The organism is Tenebrionibacter intestinalis, from assembly GCF_016632365.1.
Classification (GTDB): domain Bacteria; phylum Pseudomonadota; class Gammaproteobacteria; order Enterobacterales; family Enterobacteriaceae; genus Tenebrionibacter; species Tenebrionibacter intestinalis.
The window spans coordinates 1-20,512 of record NZ_JAEPBH010000055.1 but is presented as its reverse complement, the minus strand read 5'-3'; the positions used below and the strand labels follow the sequence as shown (position 1 = coordinate 20,512).

Sequence of the window (20,512 nt, the reverse complement as noted above, 5' to 3'; positions counted from 1 at the left end):
GAGAGGCGAAGTGTCTGGTGATCTATGGGGCTAGTCTAAATCCTGTTGGTGACTATGCTGAATGGCTGGTTTCTAATGCACTGGGTATGACTCTTCTCAGTAATTCGTCGGCGGGTGCTGATGCCATTGATGCTGATGGCCTGAAAGTGCAGATCAAAGCGAGGAGAGTCACATCGGATAATCCTTCCCGGCAACTCAGTGCATTGCGTAACTATGAAGCTGCCGATTTTGATTATTTGATAGCCGTTATTTTCGATGAAACTTACAACATTCTTGATGCCTACAAAATCCCACATGAAGTAATACGAGATTACGCTCGGCATAGTGATCACGTTAACGCACATATCGTTACCCTCAAGGGCGCGATTCTTACTGATCCCCGAGTGAGTTCCATCAAAGAAGAATTGATTGTAAGGAGTTCGGCTTTAGTCAATGAAGCGGCTATGCAAACCCTTCCACCTGAACCTATGGAAGAGGTTTCGAATCAACCAGAGAAGATAACGAGTAGTGTTACCCTGGTCAGCCTCCTTAAGGCTATCGGGATGGAGTGCTTCGTAAACTACTACCACCATTTTGCCGATTCAAATTTATCAAGCGCTTATATCATTGAGCAAATGCACTCACGTGAGGGTTATACAGAGAAAAGTTGCCGGAGCCGTCTCAGTAAAGCGCGAAAAGTGATCAGGGATGGTTTAAGTATTGAGGCTTTGGCGTTGATCGCTGACTCTGAGCGAATACAAGGTTCTGTCAGAAATGACGCGCTAAAACTTATCAGCGTTCTGGAGTGAAGCGGTTTGCAAAACGTTGTAGTTCCTCCTACAAAACCCTCCTACAATGCATCAGGTATTTGTTAATAAATCCATGGGATTACGAGATCTTTGGAGCGGGGGTGATTTCCCTTCGCCCGCTCCAAACTTAACCCCCCTGAAGTCTCCCAAACTCAATTTTCCCTTATTAAATCAGCAGTTATAGCGTTCTATTACTCTATTGAACTCCCCCAGGGTCAAGCTTAATGTGGGGGGATGGATGGGGGACTTACACTTCAGGCTTTTCTGCTTTTTTGTCAGCACAGCGCGGGTTATTGCCGCCCCTCTATTACGTTCGCAGCATTAGCTGATTTACCGGTAGCTGAACGATCCCCCATCTGTATAACCAGACTCATGGCTGCCGGTAAAACCGTTAGCGTCACCCGCGTGGCCACAAGTAGTCCACCGATAATCGCCGGCGCCATGGTCCCCGGGAAGTCTGTCTGGATACAGGGAGCATACCCAGAATGGCTGCACTTGCCGTGAGGAGAATAGGGCATGCCCGGCGCATGGCGGCAGCCCCTGTCCGTCACCCAACATTCATCGGGTTATAACCGTTTGAACCGCCGCTTTAAAAGCCGTGGCGTTTTACTTACCTGGCGGATATATATTGAGCAACCGTAGCTTTCGCCCCGTTTTCCAGTAGCGATAAATAGGCTTGCGTGATTTGCCCGACGAACTCAGATTCATGCGGCAAGTCGTTGCCAAAAATATCCTCGATGCTAAGCAATGCCTTAACGCGGGCTTCGCCTTGCTCGCTGTTTGATATCGCCTCGTTAAGCGCAGGAAGCAGCGGATCGCTTACGTCAATGCGGTTTCCTTGTTCGTCTACGCCGCCGACATAGCGCATCCAACCGGCAATACCCAATGCCAGTAAATCGAAACGACTGTTGTGAGCCAGGTGCCAGCGAACGGAATCCAGCATACGCTGCGGAAGTTTCTGGCTGCCATCCATTGCAATCTGCCAGGTACGGTGGCGCAATCCCGTGTTGCTGTAACGCTCAATCAGCAGATCGGCATAGTGCGTTAAATCGACGCCTTTGACGCTCAGCGTTGGCGCCTGCTCATTCAGCATGAGCGCATATGCGGCGCGGCGGAAATTTTCATCGTCCATACATTCATTGATGTGCTGATAGCCTGCCAGATAACCCAGGTACGCCAGGAAAGAGTGGCTGCCGTTTAGCATACGTAGCTTCATCTCTTCAAATGGAAGTACGTCGGATACGAGTTCGGCCCCGGCTTTTTCCCATGCGGGGCGGCCGCAAACAAAGTTATCTTCAATCACCCACTGGCGGAAAGGTTCACAGGCTACGCCTGCAGGATCGCGCACGCCTGTAATCTGCTCAATTTTATCCAGCGTTTCCGGCGTGACTGCCGGGACGATACGGTCCACCATCGTGGAAGGGAACGTCACATTTTGCTCAATCCAGACCGCCAGCGCCTCATCAAGCGCGCGGGCGTAAGCACAGATAACGTTGCGTGTGACGTGTCCATTTTCCGGCATATTATCGCAGGACATAACGGTAAAAGGCGGCAGGCCAGCGGCTTTACGGCGCGCCAGCGCCTCTACAATGACCCCCGGCGCGGATTTCGGCTGATGCGGGGTTTGTAAATCGGCGCTAATGAGTGGGTGCTCCAGCATTAGCTGGCCCGTGGCGGGCGAATGGCAATAGCCTTTTTCAGTGATTGTCATCGAGACGATAGCTACCTGCGGTTCACACATGGCGGCCAGCACGCTCTCCAGCCCGTCTACCTGCGCATGTAACGCGCGTTTGACCACGCCCACTACGCGGGCGGTCCAGGCGTCAGCGGACATTTGCGCAACCGTGAAGAGATTATGTTGATTTTTTAGGCAGGCAATCTGCTCCTCGCCGCCAATCAGGTTGACTTCGGTATAGCCCCAGTCGCTGCCCTGTTCCGCAGCCAGAATATCGGCATAAATCGCCTGATGCGCGCGATGAAAAGCGCCAAATCCCAAATGGACAATGCGCGCAACCAGCTTGTCGCGATCCCAGGACGGAACGGTAGCGTTGGCCGTTAAAAGCGTATCTTGCATATTCTACTCACTATAAAAAGAGGGTCGGCAGCGGGCAGACTACACCCGGCTGCCGACAGAGGGTTACCCGTTTAGCACGGAGTCTGGCTTATTCAACTTTACGTGCTCAGCCGATGCTGGAAGCCACAATTCGTCGTAGGAGTATCCCGTAAGATCTTCCACTACATGGCGGGCCTCAGGCGTTACATCCTTTTTGTGGCCGTGCGCCTTCAGGCGGTCAGTTTCAGCCACAAAAATCTTATGCGTATGCTTGTTCAGATGGAAGGTCAACGCCTGCCACAAAGCGATCGCCAGCAGCCCGGCGGTGCCCACAAACAACAGCATGGCGATAGTGTTGATGGCTTCCTGCGGCTGAACCTGGCTTCCTTTCACAAAGCCGCCGCTTTGCAGAAGCAGACCTACCGCAAAAGTAGCAATTGCGACGGTTGTCTTACGGGAGAACGTCATTACCGCAGCAAATAACCCTTCCCGACGCTGACGCGTGATCATTTCGTCGATATCAGGAATAAACGGAAATACGTTCCACGGGGTAAATTCCAGCACGCAGCGGCCCACCTGATAGACCCCGGCCAGGATCACCAGCAGCAGCACTTTGTTATCCGTCGGGAACTGATACACAAGGAAAAACCCGCCGAGACACAGCATCATCAAAGAGTAAGCAAAGATATAAAGGCGGGATGGACCGTATTTGATGATAGCCACGCCAGCCGCCAGCGTGACCGGCAACCCGACAATGCTCATCGATAGCAGCGTGCCCGCCAGTGAGGATGAAACATTAAGGCAGTAGACGCAGAAAAAGACGAAAACGGTGTTGTAGACATCTTTGGCTGTAAAGGAGAAAAGATAGATTGCCAGGTGTTTACGAAACGCGCGAACCTTCAGCGTTGAGGCATACTCCTTAAACAGATTGCCAAAGGCGATCAGTTTCTCTGCGACCGTTTTTGCCTGTGGCGCTTTCTCGATTTCTGCCAGCATTTGCGGCGTAAGCTCACGCTCCCACGTTACCTTCCAGGAGATAAACACGCAGACGGTGAACATTACTGCAAATACCACGCCGTTTATCAGATAAGCATCGGCATTGTTATCACCCAGCCAGCCAATCAACAGGCCAGGAATAAAGGTCGCAAGGAATGTCCCGGAGGCCGACAGGAACATACGACAGGTAGAAAGTTTGGTGCGGTCATTAAAGTCTTTGGTCATTTCCGAAGGCAGCGTTTCCCACGGGATCAATACCATTGCCGCGATGATTTCAAAGGCCAGATAAACCGCAAGATAGAACCAGAAATTCATCCCGTTCATCCAGAGCAGGATATAAACCAGCATCAGCGGCGAGCCGATCAGCAAAAAGAAGCGACGACGACCAAATTTTTTGCCTAAATAATTTTTATAGAAATGATCTGTAAAGCTGCCCATAAACAGGCTGACGATAGCGTCAACAATACGGGCGATAGCGACAATAGACGCCGCTTCAATCGGCGAGAGGCCTACAAACGTGGTGTAGAAAAAAAGCAGCCACGCACCGATGACGGTAAAGGCGCCGCCCCCCATGATATCTGTCAGGCCGTAGCCGATACTGACAGGAATAGTGACTTTTCTGTTCTTAAGCGACATGGTTTATTCCTGTATCAGGCCTGAGCGAAACAAAAATAGCGGCGTGCGTTGTCTACACAGATGCCACGAATCATGGAAGCAAGGATCTCTTCATCGTTCGGGACTTCGCCTCTTTCTACCCAGCCGCCAATCAAATCGCAGAGGATCCGGCGGAAGTAATCGTGACGGGTATAGGAAACGAAACTGCGGGAATCAGTAAGCATGCCAATAAAATTGGCCAATAACCCCTGATCGGCCAGTGTGTTAAGTTGGTTGACCATGCCGCGACGCGTATCGTTAAACCACCAGCCGGAGCCGAATTGCAGCGGAGATTTCACGCCTTCTTCACCGCTCTGGAAATTGGCGATGGTAGAGGCGACCACATCGTTATAGCTGGCATTGAGGTTATAGAGGATGGTTTTTGGCAAGCCGTCGTTTTCAACCATTGCGTTGAGCAGGGCATTGAGGTTTTTTGCAAGATGCGGCTGATCGCCAATTGAATCAAAGCCGCTGTTGATGCCCGCTTTGCGCAACATCGGCGTATTGTTGTTACGGATCGCGCCAAAGTGAATCTGCATTGCCCAGTCGCGCTGCTTATACATCCTGGCGAGGGCGACAAAGATAAGGCTTTCCCACGCCTGAAGTTCACTGTCCGTAAGCGCTTCACCCGCCAGACGGCGCTGGAACAGCGCGGCCTGCGCGGTTGCATCAATGTAGCGATAGCGCACTGCCAGCGGGCCGTGATCGGAAATACGGCAGCCTGCTGCGTGGAAGAAATCGATGCGTGACTCCAGCGCGGCCAGGAATTGTTCCAGTGAGGCTATCGGTGTTTGTGTTTTTTGCGCCAGCTGTGAGACAAAGGCCAGAAAGCGATCCGGGTCCGTATCGAACAGCTCATCCGGGCGGAAGGTAGGCAGAACGAGGGTGGAAAAGTCGCGGTTTGCCGCCAGTTGCAGATGGAAGCGCAGATCGTCAAGCGGCCCATCGGTGGTGCATAGCGCTTCGACATTTGAACGACGGATTAATGCTTGTGGTAAAAAATCACTCCCGCGTAAAAGTTCATTACAGCGGCGCATAATTTCACGCCAGTTTTTGCTATTTAACGTGTCGTCGATATCAAAGTAATGTTTAAGTTCGAGATGTGTCCAGTGGTAAAGCGGGTTGCCAAAACTGGCTTCAACCGTTTGCGCCCAGGCTTCGAATTTTTCTTCGGCGCTGGCATCGCCGGTAATTTTTCTTTCAGGAATGCCATTCGCGCGCATGGCGCGCCACTTGTAATGATCGCCTTCCAGCCATAGCTGGCTGATATCGGTAAATGGTTTATTTTCCCAGATAGTCTTTGCATCGAGATGACAATGGTAGTCAATAATAGGTAACGCTTTTGCCAGTTCAGAATACAGCTTCCGCCCTGTTGGGTTATTAATCATAAAGCTATTATTTATCAGAGGCATAGAATCTCCAGGAGAGCAGTTTTGTGTAGTCTAAACACCGTCTTTTTGTCAGAGCATGCCTGTGACGAATGTTTGATGCCTTAAACATTAAACCTCTCATGGTTTTTCAGTCTACTACCATACAAGCATAAACAATTGAATTGTGACTGAAGTCATAGTAATGGAATCTTATTTTTATTTTTCCCTTACATCATTAATTGTATTTATTTCGAACTTTATTCACACAGATAATCGAATGTTTCATTACATAAGGTATTGCCATTAATAACTTTCACAAAAAAACAACACCCGGCAGAAGGGCTTTACCTCGTTATGGATTTTTGGCGAGTTTTCACTTTCCCTCCTGAAGGGAAAAGAAACGGACATTTATTTTTATAGCGAGGGTTGATCTCATAAAAGTTACTGAATATGCTCTTAGATACTAGTATGGCACTCATCCGAAAACGAAAATGTAATGATTAAGGCGGAAGTAAAATGCAGATGACAATGCGATGGTTTGGGCCGCAGGAAGATAAAATTCCTCTGGAATATATTCGACAGGTGCCCGGGGTAGAAGGCGTCGTGGGCGCGCTGTATGACGTCGCGCCAGGCGAGGTCTGGCCGGTTGATAAAATTAAGGCGCTGGTTGAGCAGGTTCATGCGGCTGGTTTGACGATGGAAGTGATCGAAAGCGTCAATATTCACGATGACATCAAAATCGGTACGCCAGATCGCGACCGCTACATTGAGAACTACAAACAAACCATCCGTAATCTGGCTGGTTTTGGCGTAAAGGTTATCTGCTATAACTTCATGCCCGTCTTTGACTGGATGAAAACAGACATGAACTATGTCCTGGCGGATGGCTCACTGACTATGGCTTTCGAAAAGCATGGCATAGATAAGACGCTGGAAGAGGTAGTGAAAGAAGTCCTGGATAATTCTAATGGCTTTGCTTTACCCGGGTGGGAACCGGAGCGTCTGGCAAAAGTGCAGGAACTTTTCACCCGCTATAGCGGCGTGGATGATGTCAGGCTACGTGAAAACCTGTTTTACTTCCTGCGTGAAATTATTCCGGTGTGTGAGGAAGTTGGCGTGAAAATGGCGATACATCCGGATGATCCTCCGTACTCTATTTTTGGATTGCCGCGCGTTGTGAAAAACCATGCCGATCTGGCAATGATTTGCGATGCGGTTGATTCACCCGCGAATGGTATAACGCTTTGCACTGGGTCAATTGCTGAAGATCCGGATAACAATGTGTACGAAATTCTGGCCGACTTTACCCGCCGTAAGCGTCTCCACTTTGCCCATGTCCGTAATATTAAGTTAATCAAAGATAAAGATTTCTACGAATCCGCGCATCCTTCACAGTACGGTTCGCTGGATATGTATCGCGTCATGCAGGCTCTACATGACAATGGTTTCGATGGCTATATCCGTCCGGATCATGGCCGATTTATCTGGGGCGAAGAAGGGCGGCCGGGCTATGGTCTTTACGATCGCGCATTAGGCGTAACTTACTTGCTGGGTCTGTGGGAAGCGCTGGAAAAGAAAACCCAATAACGCATTTAGCCGGGGTTAATGATGCCCCGGCAGTCTGATAATTTTTATTGTTGCAGTTAGCCTTTTATTTTGACGGCGACAACTTCATGCGTTGACGCTGTGGCCAGGTTAAATAGCGGCACAGAGTAGTGTTTCACTTTAAGGCGCCTGCGGAGCGAATGATGGCGCATTTTTGCGTTGGGTTTGTAATGCGCTGTCGCAGGCAGCTATGTTATGCAGGGTTAAGGTGTGGGGCGGTATCAGGCGCGGCTATTTAATGTGACGCAGAATTCTGAACGCTTTCTTTTAAACCGGGCGCTTTGTATTAACAACGACAAGCCCCGCTATTTACAGGCTTAAGGTATCTTCTCCTGATAAACGCATCTTACGTAACTATATTTATTCAAACCTGACCAGGCATGAATACCTATAGCGACTGGCCATTGCGCGCCGGGGAAATAAGGGGGGGGGCTTCACAATATTTTCCATTTAACATCCGCAGGCATGTCTGAAATGGAATTGATATTTTGCTGGTTGAGCATACCATACCGCCGACGGCGTTACGCTCCCGTATCGAATTGCCAGGCCCTGGGGTTATTTGTGAATTTATTTATTCCTAAGGGCAGAAAAGCGCTGCGTTGGCTAAAGCAGCTTGCGAATTTTAGGGTAATTTCTCAGCCTCCTTATTCTGGAGCGGCTGGGTAACGTGGCGCCAGAGGCATTTAATCGCCTGGTTTCTGAGTTGGCGTTTTTCCCTGCTTTGAATGGATGCCCGGTAAAAACCGGGCATCCTCTTTCCTCCTGTCGATTTGGTATCAGGCGCCGCCGGGTTAAATCACCAGCATTGATTTGAGCTGTTCACGCTCTTTCTTACCTATCCCTAACGCCGAAGACAAAAAGTTATCCATGTCACCGTAGTTTTCATCTACTGTCGTTAGCAACGTCTCCAGATAGTCTTCCCGCACAACCAGTAAATCCAGTACGCTTTCGGGACTGACATCAGGCATCAAAGCCTGAATTTGTTCAAGCTGCTGCTGAATCAACACTTCCCGATAAACGTTGCTGAGAAGATAGTCGGCCATGACCACCCGATGTTTGGCGCCAAGCGCAAACAGCACCAGCGCCGTTGCTATACCAGTTCGATCCTTACCCGCCGTGCAGTGGTAATAAATAGCGTTATCGTCCTGATTCAGCAGTAGCTGGAAATACTGGCGCCATGCCTCAATGGCAGTCGCATCGGTAACATAGACACGATAGCTTTCGCGCATTAACGTCGCGCCATCATTCTCCTTTAGCAGTTCCAGCATGGCGATAGGGTCAAGGTTTTGCCCTGCCATGACGTCAAGGTGGATCATCTGCGCCCCTTCAGGCAGTATATCCGGCTTGGGTTCGATTTCAGCATCCGTACGCATATCGATCACGATTCCGACCGGATATTGCGCCAGTTGTTGCTGCCCCTGCGCCGTTAACGTACTGAGTTCCGCGCCGCGAAGCAGCCGTCCGCTTCGCATCCGGCCGTCCTTAACCGGATAACCGCCCAAATCTCTTACGTTAATAACACCATCAACTGTTACAGGGTTAGGCTTTATTATTTCACTCATATTCAAGTTCCTTTTTTGTTTTATCCTCACAAACATAGTTGCATGATTTTTTAGAACTATCAGAATATCCTGACCTGGAAAAGGATGATTTTCACCACGGGAATGGAATATAAAAATTATGTAAACGGGCGCTAACGTCTGTGCGTAAAAGAGCGGTGCGCCGTGAATGACGCATCCGACATTATTACTATAAATAGACTGACTTTAGCGCCAGGCGCTTTTTCAGGGAGAAGCTGGCGATTAAGTATTATGGCAGCGCCTGCTCGTTGCTGTAGCAGGCGATTTCAGCTTTCGTTTTGTACCCAACGTGATGGACGACTTATTTGGTTGACCTTTCTCTCAACAGGTAAGCGGAAAATCGCAAAAGGCTTTATGCCGGGCGGTTAAATAATGGAAAAGCTCTGTATGTTGGGTGGCGAGACATAATTACTGTTGTTACTAACCCGCGTATACGGGCGCTTACCTGCAATTGCCTTCGTAATAAAGCGCAGTGAATCCTTACTATCTCTGTATTATTCATTGAGCGATGTATATCGCCAGAATTTCAGTAGGGCGCTAAAACACGCGCGTATTTTTGTTGTTAGAAAAAGATTAATAAATGTATTGCGTAAATTGCCAACCAAAATTAAGAAGAAATATCAATGTAATTTAAAGGGATTTATACGATCTCCAACACAAAATTCAAATTTTTCAAATGCCGTCGCGAATAAAATAATACTTTATTGTTATAACAAATACTCATTTGATGTTAGTCAACTATTTTCGCCAGATAATCAATTACGTTACAAACAGGTTGTCTTGTGAGAGTTGCAATGTGAAAAATATTATTAAAGATTTAATGCTTAATCCGTTATCCCGACGGGATGCCGTGAAAAATGCTGCAAAAATAGGTTCTGCCGTGGCGTTAAGCAACGCGATTTCACTGCCGTTTTCAGCGACGGCGCAGGCTGCGCCGGAGAAAGCCGTCACGAACGGCGGTGAAATTGTGCGTCATAGCGCATGCCTGGTTAACTGCGGTAGCCGCTGTGCGTTGAAAGTGATTGTCAAAGACGACAGGATCGTGCGTATCGAACCTGAAGACGCGATTGATGATGCGGTTTTTGGTCAACACCAGATACGCCCCTGCCTGCGCGGGCGCTCCAACCGCTGGCGCGTTTACAGCCCGGATCGGATTAAATATCCTCTCAGGCGGGTCGGTAAACGCGGCGAAGGGAAATTCAAACGCATCAGTTGGGATGAAGCCACCGCGTTTATTGCTGCGGAACTTAAGCGCGTGTCGGAAAGATACGGACGTGAAGCGATTTATTACAACTACCAGTCCGGGGCTTATTACCATACCCAGGGTTCGCCGGCCTGGAAACGCCTGCTGAATCTCACTGGCGGCTATCTGAATTATCATAACACTTACTCCACTGCGCAAATCTCCACCGCCACGCCGTACACCCACGGTAAATACGTCGGCAGCCATTTTACTCAAATCGCGCATTCCGATCTGGTGGTGTTTTTTGGTATGAATTTGTCGGAAACGCGTATGTCGGGCGGCGGCCAGGTGGAGGAGCTACGCCGGGCGCTGGAAGCCTCGAAAGCCCGTGTGATCATTATCGACCCACGTTATACCGATTCGGTTATCGCTGAACATGCCGAGTGGCTGCCGATCCGCCCGACCACAGATGCCGCGCTGGTCGCCGGTCTTGCTCATACGCTGATTAGCGAAAACCTGATTGATGAAGCGCTGGTAAATCATTATTGCGTTGGTTTTGATCGCTCAACGCTGCCGCAAAACGCCGCGCCGAACGCCAGTTATAAAGATTATGTGATGGGCACCGGCGACGATGGCGTTGAGAAAACGCCGGAATGGGCGGCGCAAATTACCGGTATTCCGGCCACGCGCATCAGGCAACTGGCGCGGGAGATCGCAGCGGCGCGCGCCTGCTACATCGGCCAGGGTTGGGGGCCGCAGCGCCATGCCAACGGTGAACAGACGGTACGCGCCATTCAGACGCTGCCTGCTATCACCGGGCACTTTGGTTTACCGGGCACGAATAACGGCAACTGGCCCTACGGCACACCGTATGGCGTTCCGCTACTGCCCATCGGTACTAACCCGGTAAAAACCTCAATCCCCTGTTATCTGTGGACGGATGCCATTCTGAATCCGGAAAAAATGACCGCCCTCACTATGGGCGTGAGGGGCGCAGAGAAGCTTAACGTTGGTATTAAACTGTTATTTAATCAGGCCGGTAACACATTACTGAATCAGCACGGCGAGATTAACCGCACCCGCAAAATCCTCGCTGATGAGGCGCTGTGCGAAACCATCATCGTGATTGAAAATCATATGACACCGAGCGCCAAATACGCCGATCTGCTGCTGCCGGAAACCAGCTATCTGGAAGCGGAAGATCTGGTGGACAGCTCCTATGCAGCGGGTTCGCACAACTACATGATAGCGTTGCAAAAAACCATTACACCCATGTGGGAGGTACGCAGTACCTATGATATTTGCGCCGATATCGCCGGGCACCTTGGGCTGCGCGAGCAGTACACCGAAGGCCGCACCCAGGCGCAGTGGGCGGAATATCACTACCAGCAGGTGCGGGAAAAACGCCCCTATTTACCGCAATGGTCAGTCGCCAAAAACAAAGGGATAATCGACCAGCAGATCGCCACTGAACGTCAGAGTATCGCGTTTATTGATTTTCGTGAGGACGCCGCGGCCCACCCGCTGCAAACGCCGTCCGGCAAAATTGAGATTTACTCTCAGGCGCTGGCGGATCTGGCCCGGCAATGGACGCTGCCGCAAGGCGATCGTATCCCGGCGGTACCCGAATTTTGCGTGGTGAGAGAGTCTCATCTTAATAAAGCGCTGACGGCGAAGTATCCGCTGCAGTTAAGCGGCTTTCATACCAAAGGCCATACCCACTCCACTTATACCAACGTGCTGGCGCTGCATGAAGCAGTACCGGATGAAGTGTGGATAAACCCTGTTGATGCCAGCGCGCGGCAGCTTTCCTGCGGCGATATTGTTCACGTATTTAACGATCGCGGCGTGGTTGAAATTCCCTGCAAGGTGACTAACCGCATTTTGCCTGGCGTGGTGGCGATGCCGCAGGGCGCATGGACGCGTCTTAACAATGAAGGCATTGATGTCGGCGGATGTATCAATACGCTGACCAGCCATCTGCCCTCGCCGCTGGCGAAAGGTAACCCGCAGCATACGAACCTGGTTGAGATTAAACGCGCTTAAGGAGTGGATGAAAATGAAACAATATGGCTTTTACGTTGACTCCTCGCGCTGTTCGGGCTGCAAAACCTGCCAGGTGAGCTGTAAAGACAATAAAGATCTGGACGTGGGGCCCAGGCTGCGTCGTGTCTATGAATATGGCGGCGGCAGTTGGGTTAAAGAAGGCGAAAGCTGGCATAACAATACGTTCAGCTATTACCTGTCTATTGCCTGCAATCACTGCGATAACCCCACCTGCGTGGCGGGTTGCCCAACGGGGGCGATGCACAAACGCAAAGAAGATGGGTTAGTGCTGGTGGATGATTCGGTTTGCGTGGGCTGCCGCTACTGTGAGATGCGCTGTCCGTATGGCGCGCCACAGTTTGATGCCAAAGCAAAAGTAATGCGCAAGTGCGACGGCTGTCTGGATCGCCTGGAGAAAAACCTGCGCCCGATCTGTGTCGATTCCTGTCCGCAGCGCGCGCTGGATTTCGGGCCTGTTGATGAGCTGCGCCGGAAATATGGCGCAGAAAACCAAATCGCGCCACTGCCGTCGGCCAGTTTTACCCAGCCTAACCTGGTGGTAAAACCACATCCGAAGGCGCGGCCAACCGGCGATACTGAAGGCGCTATTCAAAATTTACGGGAGGTGCGCCATGCATGAGTTACCGCTGGTTTTCTTTACCGTGCTGACGCAAAGCGCCGTCGGCGCATTAATTTTGTTGCTGCTCAGCCATGCGTTGGGGCAAATTGAGCCGCGCCGTTTGGCTATTGGACTGTTTGCCGCCGTGTGCCTGTTTGGCCTGGGCGTGTTGGTGGGGATTTTTCACGTTGGGCAGCCGCTTCGCGCCATGAATATGCTGCTTCGCGTCGGGCTGTCGCCGATGAGTAACGAAATCGCGCTTTCGGCGATGTTCGGCGCGGCGGCGGGCATAGCGGCGCTGGGGCTGCTGCTGGATCGCGACGCACGTAAGTTCTTCACGGCCCTGGCCTGGCTGGCGGCTGTGATTGGCGTGGTCTTTATTTTTGCCATTCCGCGCATCTACCAGCTACCGACGGTAGCGACCTGGAGCGCTTCCTGGACTACCGTGATTATGCTGCTAACGCCGCTTATCGGCGGCGGCGCGCTGGCGGCGGCGCTGGGTGCGCGTCGTCTGGGGTTGGTTGTCAGCATCGTCGGGATCATCGTTAGCTTTTGTCTGCGCCCGGGGTATTTATCCTCTCTTCTGCTGGCCGATGCTCCGCTGGCGGCGGCGCAGTCCGGCTGGTTTACGGCACAGGCGGTATTGCTTGCGGCGGGCGCGTTGGGCGCGCTGCTGTATATACGAACCAGACATGGCCAGGGGCTGCTGTATGCCAGCGCTGGCGTGGTGATCGTAGCGGAACTGCTGGGCCGCATCGCATTTTATAATCTCTGGACGTTACCCATGTAGTCACTCTCCGGGCAGGCCTGGCCCTGCCCGGACGCTGTATCAATAAGGAATTTTTCATGTCCACCGCCGCTGTATTGCCGCGTATTCTCGGCGCACTATTTTACTACTCGCCGCAACGGCCCGACATTAAGGCGCTGATAGGTTGCCTGCCGACGCTCCCTTCGCTCTTTGCCTGGCGCGATCCACATACCATTGACGAACTGTGCCATTCCTGGCCTGTAGCGGCCGATGATGAACTGATCTGGCAGCATTCGGCGCTGTTTGAAGGGCAGGGGGAGATGGTCGCCCCACCCTGGGGTTCGGTATACCAGGAAAAAGATAACCTACTGATGGGAGAAACCACCGCCAGCTACCGCGTTTTTTTACGTCAACACGGCCTGGAATTTGACGGCCGACATCACGAACCGGAAGACCAGTTTGGCCTGATGCTGCTGGCCTACTCTGCATTGATCGCGCGCAGCGACCAGCAAGCCGCCAGGATATTGCTGGAACAATTCCTGCTGCCCTGGGCTGCGCGTTATCTGGAATTATTGCAGCAAAATCCGGTCAGCGCGTTTTATTCCAGGCTGGCGCAGGTCGCCGATATTTATTTGCAGAACGTCAGTTATCAACAGGCGCTGAACCCCGTTAAACGGCGTATTTTCTTTTGATGAAAAAAAACGAGCGCTATTATCAGGAATATATGACCCATCGCCACGTCAGCCGTCGCGGGCTGTTCCGGGCGTTTATGACAGCGTCACGTAAAGCGGCGCCGCCGCCTGCAGATCTGCCGGCATGGCCGCTGCCGCCGGGCGCCATTACGACTGCGCAGTTTTTCTCCCGGTGCGATAAATGCCAGCGATGTATACAGGCTTGTTCAATGGGGATACTGCTCGCGCGCCATGAAGGTTTTCCGCAACTGGCCATTGAGTACGCCAGTTGCGACGGCTGTGGTAAATGCATTCAGGCATGTTCGACGGGGGCATTGCAGCCGCAACAGCCCGTTGATACGGGGTTAAGGCCTTTTTTTAACGCCGCCTGCGTCAATCCGGTAAAAGGTTGTCGTCTGTGTGTGGATAGCTGCCCAACCCAGGCCTGTTCAATGGGGGATAAGGGGCTGCCAGTGGTTGATTTCAACGCCTGCACCGGCTGTGGGGCGTGCCTGGTACAATGCGATAACGGAGCCGTTGCGCTTAATGAAGCGGCTGGGCAACAGGCCATACCTGCGCATGGCGCGGGCGCATCCTGATTGCGGCGCCGGTGTCGCAGGCCGCGCCTGGCGTATCGTTGTGCTTCCAGCGCTGCCCGGTTTTAGTCTGGCAGAGAGTCGACATCACGAGCCGGCATGTTGAAGGGGGCCGGGAAGGTTAGGAAAGGCGTAGTCCAGCGCCGGCGCGGCGGCGCTGGGGGAGGGGGCTTAGCGCTTGCGGCAAGTCCCCGGTCAGAACCGATAACCGACGCCAACGTTGAATCCGTTGATGTCGCGATTTCCCGCAAGTTTAGCCTGCGTGCTTTCATAACCCACATTCACCGACAGATTATCCAGCGGATTAAGGAGCATACCAAAGCCATAGACAAATGAAGTGGATTTTTCGGAAATGCCTTCATAATGAACCGCATCGCTGTCGACGTTTATCCAGTGCGTTTTACCCGTTGCTTTGGTATGTGCCACACCGCCCAGCGCATACAGGGAAAAATTGTCATTAATGCGGTATGCCGGGCCAGCCTGCAGGGAATAATATTTTATGTTGATATGGTTGTTCACCGTGTCGCCGGAAAGCATATAGTGTTGCTTGCCTTTGCCTTTCATGTAGGTGAAAGAGGTAAGAAGACTTAATGGCGCGCCGCTCTCATAGCGGTATTGCAGATTTACCCCCCGAATGTCGTCAAAATCCTGAACTTTACTTTGAGCATAGCCAACCGATGCCGTATGGTTAGCGGCAAACGCTACGCTGCCTGCCATTGCTGTTGTCAGTAATACGGCCAGAGGTAATTTCTTCATCACTCATTCCTTTTCGTTAAAATATGCACTTTCCATTACGGTAAATTCCAGCGGGTTATCAACTTTCATGTACCGGGTTGTTGTTTATTTGCTGTTTATTTGCTGTTGCAAGGACACTACCCAGCGCATTATTCTCAGTTACAGGTATTCTTTTTTACCCAAAAGGGTTTTCTTATATTTACACTCTTTAATATTTACAGGTGTTATATCCTCATTGTCAGTGAGATCGTGAATGACAATGTCATTACCTTTGGTCTGAACTTCGTATGTATGCCCATCTTTTGCCATGAATGAACTTGTAAATGTTCGACTAAGATCTATTCCATACATACTCCTTTCTTCAAAACGCCACCATATTTTATACACGTAGCCACTTTGTATAATATATTCCAGATAACCTCGTTTCAAAAAGGTTTCAGAGGGAGAAGCAATACCGTTAACTCTCCTGGTGTAGCTGGATTTTATTCCCATAATGGCAATTTTTGCTGTAAGGCCATATACACCGTCTGACTTCACACAACCTTCAGAAGGTAACATTTTTTCCAACCGAAAAGGCGTTGGCTGGAATGTGTTGTCTACTCGAATAAATGCCTTATCACTCCCTTGATAATCAGGCATAGAGCGACTCATATCCACTGAACATCCCGAGAGAAAAATAAGAGATACCAAAATTGCCAGGCTAAATCTCATATGAACTCCATGTGTAAAAATCCTATTACTTATTAGCACCTAACTTCAAAAGGTGGGATTTTATACTAACTGGAGCCAAAGCTGAAGCTGGCCCCCGCGCTGACGTTCTGCTGTTTACTGTGGTAGCTGTCGGTATCCTGCTCGCTGCGCAGGGTCAGGTCACGCCCGATAACTGCCGTCACGCGCTCACCGCTGACCTGCGCCCCGGTGAGGTTTGTATCGCGTCCGCTGATGAGGGTCAGGTTGTTTCCTGCCTCCACGGTGGTTTCCGTATGGGTGGCGCCGTTGCCTTTTTCATGGCCCCTGCCGGCGTTCACGCTGGCGGAGACGTTAATGCCCCAGCCGCCGGAGCCTGCGCCGATACCCACGCCGAGGCTGCCGCCCTTACTTTCATCGCCGTCTCACAGGATACCGGCGTTCCACCGCTACAGGCTTCCGTAATTGCGGCCTGAGTACCAGTCTCGTAGTTTTCTATAGTACCTGGTTTTTGCTTATTTGCAGCAGCGATAACACTACCCAGCGCATTATTCTCAGTAACAAATATTAAAAACCTTTAACCCCAAAATATCGAAGCAGAGCAATACCGATTCCCATTATACCACCACCTCCTGCCCCAATTTTCAGGTAGTGCCATGCTGATGATAGCTCAAAATTAAAACTTCCAAGCATCACGTATTCAATGGTAAGTAATAAAGCATATGCAATTTCAGATAAAACTATCCCCGCCAAAATTGAAAATAAAGCGAAAAGAATATTGATCATTTTTTATCTCCCTCATTACTCGGAGATGAAATTTTTTCGATCCCTTTACCGATTACTTCAGAAAAGACGGAACCACCCAAGTCACCAAAAGAACTGGGAATATTGCTTGGCGTCATTTCCTTCGAAATCCCGAAATCACCTTTTATTTCAGTATACTTCTGTAATGTTGGGTTAAATTTCGGATCCCAGCCACCTTTCCACCAGTTTGCCCCAGCATTTGCTCCCCAGGAAATCCCTTTACCTATACCGTAGCCAAAACCAGCACCGACACCATTTGTTATTGCTCCAGTTAGAGGATCTTTATCGTCTATCCAGTTTCCTAATGCACCGCCCGCAGCATTCCAGCTAACAGTACCTGCCAGGCCATTGCCCATGCTGATAACATTTACCCAACCTGCTATCGCTGCGTTTGCTGGATCTATCGCGCCATCTGCAAGATAACTGATACCTGCGTTCGCTCCGGCTCCCAGCCCCCACATAGCCTGAGCGCCCCCCGGTAACAGGGCAACACTACCTGTAGCAAGCGCCAACCCTACGGCATCACGTTCATTCATAGCTTTCTGACATGCGGCCCCACCAGGGTTGTCGGAACAGGTCGCCATATCGACACCGTGCTGGCGTATCCAGGCAGCCTGGGCATCTTCACTACCGCCGAGTAAATTATTATCAACCGTCGTCTTACCCGCCTGCGCGCCGGCCACGGCTGAGGACGCGCTGTTGCCGGCAAGGCCGCCCGCTATACCCGATGCGAGGGTCGCCAGGGCGCTGATGCGCTGTTTCTCTTCTTCACTCAGCGCGCTGACCGGCTTACCGTACATCTCCAGCGCGATGATGCCCGCCAGCTCGCCGCTGACCGCGCCCGCCGTGCCTGCCAGCGCGCTCTGGCCCTGAAGTGAGGCCAGCACCGCATTCGCCACCGCGTGCGCGGCCGCTTTACCCATGCCTACAAGCCCGGCGTGATGCCCGATAACCTCTGCCACATACGGGGCCGCCGCGCCTGCAATGGCGGCGCTCATGTCGCCCCCGGCCAGCCCCTGCACGGCGGCGGTGACCGCCTGGATAGCCTGCTGGTTCCGGCTGCCGGTGCCGCTGGCGGCGTTCGTCATCGCATCCGCATACGCGTTCTGGTAAATCACTTCCCCGATATCGGCCTCTGTCGCTGTTTTGCCCGGATGGGCCTGTTCCCATTCCGCTTTCGCCGCCCCGCGCTCTTCCTGCGTGGCGCTCTGGCGTTTTTCGCTGGCTTTCTGCGCAGCGGCGATGGCATCTTCCGTGCGCGCAATATCGGAGACCTGCGTGCCGATATCGCTGATAAGCTGCGCTTCCTCCAGCCGCTGCTGCTCTCTCTCTTTATCAAAGATGGCGTCGAGGCGGCCGCTGGCGTTTGCCGTATCACGGGACAGGTCGTCGATGCTCTGCTGCTGGTTCGCCTTATCCCGGATAATAATGCTGCCGCCACTGATGGCGGACGATGTGGCGCTCTCAGCATGCCCGCTGCTGTTCATGCCGCTGAGCATGCTGTTGGCCATGTTTCCGGCAAACTGCCCGCCGGCGCTGCCGCCGGTGCTCATACCCACGCTCTGATGCTCCACTTTATATTCCGCTTCATTGTGAATATCACGCCAGCCGAGTGTACCGGTTTCCAGGCGGTTTTTATCGTCTTTTGCCGCAGAGGCTATCACGGCGCCGTCAAGCTGAGTGTGCCCCCCAACCTGAATGTCATAGCCACCGCTGCCTGCCGTTATCCCGCTCTGCTCATTAACCGATTTATAGTGACTGTCCATTTTATCACGGCTGGCGTTCACGCTGGCCGAGCCGGACATGGAGCCAAAGCTGAAGCTGGCCCCCGCGCTGACGTTCTGCTGTTTACTGTGGTAGCTGTCGGTGTCCTGCTCGCTGCGCAGGGTCAGGTCACGCCCGATATCTGCCGTCACGCGCTCACCGCTGACCTGCGCCCCGGTGAGGTTTGTATCGCGTCCGCTGAGGAGGGTCAGGTTGTTTCCTGCCTCCACGGTGGTTTCCGTATGGGTGGCGCCGTTGCCTTTTTCATGGCCCCTGCCGGCGTTCACGCTGGCGGAGACGTTAATGCCCCAGCCGCCGGAGCCTGCGCCGATACCCACGCCGAGGCTGCCGCCCTTACTTTCGTTTTTCCCTTCGAGCGTTGAGGTGTTTTCTGCTGAAACCAGATTCACGTCGCGGTTAGCCGACAGCAGCACGTCGTTGCCGGCGCTGACCTGGCTGCCCTGTATCAGAATATCGCCGTCCCGGCCTTTCTGCGCGCTGCCGGTGGCGATAATGGCCAGATTATTACCGGCGCTCAGGCTGCTGCCTTTTGACGTGGTCTGCTCGCTGGACTGAGTGGATTTTGACGACTGGCTGCCCCAGGAGAGCGTGACGCCCACGGTACTGGTGTTTGACGCCTGGTCACCCCGGGCCGCATCCATACGCGCCGCCTGCGAGGCCTGGACGCCGGTGAGGGCCGCCTTCACGCCCTGAAGCGCGGCAAGGCGGTCATTGTCCGTCTCTTTTGCCTGCCTGGCCGACTGCGCCGCGCTGTTAACGAAGCTGCCCGCCGTCCCTGAAAGGGCCAGGGTGAAACCGGAACTCTTCTGCTCCACTTCGTGCGTCTGTTTGCTGGTCTGCGTGGCGGAGGTGATGCTGACGTTCTTACCCACAAGCGTCATGTCACTGCCCGCAATCAAATCCGCGCTGTTAACAGTCAGGTCGTTACCCGCGCGGAGGGTGACATTGCCCTTCACTGAACCGACGGTGCTGCCCTGGTGGGCGACCTCCTGTACGGTATCGGTAACCTTCAGGCTCTGGCTGCCGTAGGTCATGCCGATACCGCCGGTGCCGGAAAGCCCCGATTTTTTCTCCTGCTTCTGGTGGCTTTCCGCGCTGCGCGCCTGTGCGGTGGTGAGGGTGAGGTTGTTGCCGGCCTGAAGACGGACGTCGTTGTCGGCAACGACATGGCTGCCCTGAACCAGCAGGTTATTGCCGGCCTGCATTTTCACGCTGTCGGCGCTGAACAGCGAGCCCCGTGCGGTTTCCCTGTTCACCCTGTCGTGCGTGGTGGTGGTGGTTTTTGAGAAGGCGCCGTTGCTGCCGGTGTATTTGTGTTTTGATTCAAATTCGCTGCTGTCTGTGGCGGCGGTAAGGTTGATATCGCGGCCCGCGCCGACGCCCAGGCTGCTGCCCGCGGTCACCGTGGCGGCCTGCGTGTTCACATCCCGGCTGGCCACCAGGGAGACAGACCCGGCGCCGCTGATTTCACTGCCCACGTGCGCTGTGGCGGACTGCTTCAGCCAGTTATTTTTATCCCAGGCGAGGCTGTCGCTGGCGGCGGTGACGACCGCGGTCAGATTCAGGTCGCGCCCGGCGTTCAGCACGGTCTG

Annotated in this window: 15 protein-coding genes and 2 pseudogenes; 7 read left to right on the top strand and 10 right to left on the bottom strand. The window is 52.5% G+C overall.

Features of this window, described 5'->3' with window-relative positions:
• Positions 1-788: DUF6998 domain-containing protein (locus JJB97_RS16080; RefSeq protein ID WP_238715087.1), on the top strand; the 788-nt coding region annotated here is incomplete at its 5' end.
• A 290-nt stretch (positions 789-1,078) separates the two neighbouring features.
• Here JJB97_RS16080 and JJB97_RS18655 read toward each other — a convergent pair.
• The 4 genes and pseudogenes from JJB97_RS18655 to uxaC all read right to left on the bottom strand — a co-directional run.
• Positions 1,079-1,326, bottom strand: a pseudogene (locus JJB97_RS18655) (hypothetical protein); the annotation flags it as partial.
• Between the two features lie 72 nt (positions 1,327-1,398).
• The gene (locus tag JJB97_RS16075) at positions 1,399-2,862 is read right to left on the bottom strand and encodes a mannitol dehydrogenase family protein (protein ID WP_238715086.1); all 1,464 of its coding nucleotides are present in this window, start codon (positions 2,860-2,862) and stop codon (positions 1,399-1,401) included.
• Between the two features lie 63 nt (positions 2,863-2,925).
• The gene (locus JJB97_RS16070) at positions 2,926-4,473 is read right to left on the bottom strand and encodes an MFS transporter (RefSeq protein WP_238715085.1); all 1,548 of its coding nucleotides are present in this window, start codon (positions 4,471-4,473) and stop codon (positions 2,926-2,928) included.
• Between the two features lie 14 nt (positions 4,474-4,487).
• Positions 4,488-5,903, bottom strand: a complete 1,416-nt coding sequence (gene uxaC, locus JJB97_RS16065) for a glucuronate isomerase (RefSeq protein WP_238715084.1) — start codon at positions 5,901-5,903, stop codon at positions 4,488-4,490.
• A 474-nt stretch (positions 5,904-6,377) separates the two neighbouring features.
• On the opposite strand from uxaC, the gene uxuA reads away from it, so the two are divergent.
• On the top strand, positions 6,378-7,448 hold the full coding sequence (gene uxuA / locus JJB97_RS16060) for a mannonate dehydratase (RefSeq protein WP_238715083.1): 1,071 nt from the start codon (positions 6,378-6,380) through the stop codon (positions 7,446-7,448).
• A gap of 809 nt (positions 7,449-8,257) precedes the next feature.
• On the opposite strand, the gene JJB97_RS16055 is transcribed toward uxuA, so the two are convergent.
• On the bottom strand, positions 8,258-9,028 hold the full coding sequence (locus JJB97_RS16055; protein WP_238715082.1) for a tyrosine-protein phosphatase: 771 nt from the start codon (positions 9,026-9,028) through the stop codon (positions 8,258-8,260).
• Positions 9,029-9,866: 838 nt separating this feature from the next.
• On the opposite strand from JJB97_RS16055, the gene JJB97_RS16050 reads away from it, so the two are divergent.
• The 5 genes from JJB97_RS16050 to JJB97_RS16030 are packed head-to-tail and all read left to right on the top strand — an operon-like array spanning position 9,867 to position 14,912.
• Positions 9,867-12,275, top strand: a complete 2,409-nt coding sequence (locus JJB97_RS16050) for a DMSO/selenate family reductase complex A subunit (RefSeq protein WP_238715089.1) — start codon at positions 9,867-9,869, stop codon at positions 12,273-12,275.
• Positions 12,276-12,288: 13 nt separating this feature from the next.
• Positions 12,289-12,915 carry a DMSO/selenate family reductase complex B subunit gene (locus JJB97_RS16045; RefSeq protein ID WP_238715088.1) on the top strand — a complete coding sequence of 209 codons (627 nt, stop codon included), beginning with the start codon at positions 12,289-12,291 and terminating at the stop codon, positions 12,913-12,915.
• Positions 12,908-13,684: a dimethyl sulfoxide reductase anchor subunit family protein gene (locus JJB97_RS16040; RefSeq protein WP_238715081.1), complete on the top strand. Its 777-nt coding sequence runs from the start codon at positions 12,908-12,910 to the stop codon at positions 13,682-13,684. The genes JJB97_RS16045 and JJB97_RS16040 overlap by 8 nt, the downstream gene beginning before the upstream one ends.
• 56 nt (positions 13,685-13,740) lie before the next feature.
• The gene (locus tag JJB97_RS16035) at positions 13,741-14,334 is read left to right on the top strand and encodes a TorD/DmsD family molecular chaperone (protein ID WP_238715080.1); all 594 of its coding nucleotides are present in this window, start codon (positions 13,741-13,743) and stop codon (positions 14,332-14,334) included.
• Positions 14,334-14,912 carry a 4Fe-4S binding protein gene (locus JJB97_RS16030; protein WP_238715079.1) on the top strand — a complete coding sequence of 193 codons (579 nt, stop codon included), beginning with the start codon at positions 14,334-14,336 and terminating at the stop codon, positions 14,910-14,912. Before JJB97_RS16035 ends, JJB97_RS16030 begins: the two co-directional genes overlap by 1 nt.
• Before the next feature lie 192 nt (positions 14,913-15,104).
• Here the strand turns inward: JJB97_RS16030 and JJB97_RS16025 are convergent, their stop codons facing one another.
• From JJB97_RS16025 to JJB97_RS16005, 5 genes and pseudogenes are all read right to left on the bottom strand, one after another.
• The gene (locus tag JJB97_RS16025) at positions 15,105-15,665 is read right to left on the bottom strand and encodes an Ail/Lom family outer membrane beta-barrel protein (RefSeq protein ID WP_238715078.1); all 561 of its coding nucleotides are present in this window, start codon (positions 15,663-15,665) and stop codon (positions 15,105-15,107) included.
• A gap of 138 nt (positions 15,666-15,803) precedes the next feature.
• Positions 15,804-16,355 (bottom strand): hypothetical protein, encoded by a 552-nt coding sequence (locus JJB97_RS16020; protein WP_238715077.1) that lies wholly within the window; start codon positions 16,353-16,355, stop codon positions 15,804-15,806.
• A 71-nt stretch (positions 16,356-16,426) separates the two neighbouring features.
• Positions 16,427-16,744, bottom strand: a pseudogene (locus JJB97_RS16015) (hemagglutinin repeat-containing protein); the annotation flags it as partial.
• A gap of 154 nt (positions 16,745-16,898) precedes the next feature.
• Positions 16,899-17,117: a hypothetical protein gene (locus tag JJB97_RS16010; RefSeq protein WP_238715075.1), complete on the bottom strand. Its 219-nt coding sequence runs from the start codon at positions 17,115-17,117 to the stop codon at positions 16,899-16,901.
• The coding region (locus JJB97_RS16005) for a hemagglutinin repeat-containing protein (protein WP_238715074.1) at positions 17,114-20,512 on the bottom strand (3,399 nt) is incomplete at its 5' end. The genes JJB97_RS16005 and JJB97_RS16010, both read right to left, overlap by 4 nt.

Excerpts from the sequence above, each read along its gene's own strand:
- JJB97_RS16030 (WP_238715079.1), top strand. The coding sequence starts at position 14,334 with ATGAAAAAAAACGAGCGCTATTATCAGGAATATATGACCCATCGCCAC.
- JJB97_RS16075 (WP_238715086.1), bottom strand. The coding sequence starts at position 2,862 with ATGCAAGATACGCTTTTAACGGCCAACGCTACCGTTCCGTCCTGGGAT.
- JJB97_RS16040 (WP_238715081.1), top strand. The coding sequence starts at position 12,908 with ATGCATGAGTTACCGCTGGTTTTCTTTACCGTGCTGACGCAAAGCGCC.
- uxaC (WP_238715084.1), bottom strand. The coding sequence starts at position 5,903 with ATGCCTCTGATAAATAATAGCTTTATGATTAATAACCCAACAGGGCGG.
- JJB97_RS16055 (WP_238715082.1), bottom strand. The coding sequence starts at position 9,028 with ATGAGTGAAATAATAAAGCCTAACCCTGTAACAGTTGATGGTGTTATT.
- JJB97_RS16020 (WP_238715077.1), bottom strand. The coding sequence starts at position 16,355 with ATGAGATTTAGCCTGGCAATTTTGGTATCTCTTATTTTTCTCTCGGGA.
- JJB97_RS16025 (WP_238715078.1), bottom strand. The coding sequence starts at position 15,665 with ATGAAGAAATTACCTCTGGCCGTATTACTGACAACAGCAATGGCAGGC.
- JJB97_RS16050 (WP_238715089.1), top strand. The coding sequence starts at position 9,867 with ATGCTTAATCCGTTATCCCGACGGGATGCCGTGAAAAATGCTGCAAAA.
- JJB97_RS16045 (WP_238715088.1), top strand. The coding sequence starts at position 12,289 with ATGAAACAATATGGCTTTTACGTTGACTCCTCGCGCTGTTCGGGCTGC.
- JJB97_RS16070 (WP_238715085.1), bottom strand. The coding sequence starts at position 4,473 with ATGTCGCTTAAGAACAGAAAAGTCACTATTCCTGTCAGTATCGGCTAC.
- JJB97_RS16010 (WP_238715075.1), bottom strand. The coding sequence starts at position 17,117 with ATGATCAATATTCTTTTCGCTTTATTTTCAATTTTGGCGGGGATAGTT.
- uxuA (WP_238715083.1), top strand. The coding sequence starts at position 6,378 with ATGCAGATGACAATGCGATGGTTTGGGCCGCAGGAAGATAAAATTCCT.
- JJB97_RS16035 (WP_238715080.1), top strand. The coding sequence starts at position 13,741 with ATGTCCACCGCCGCTGTATTGCCGCGTATTCTCGGCGCACTATTTTAC.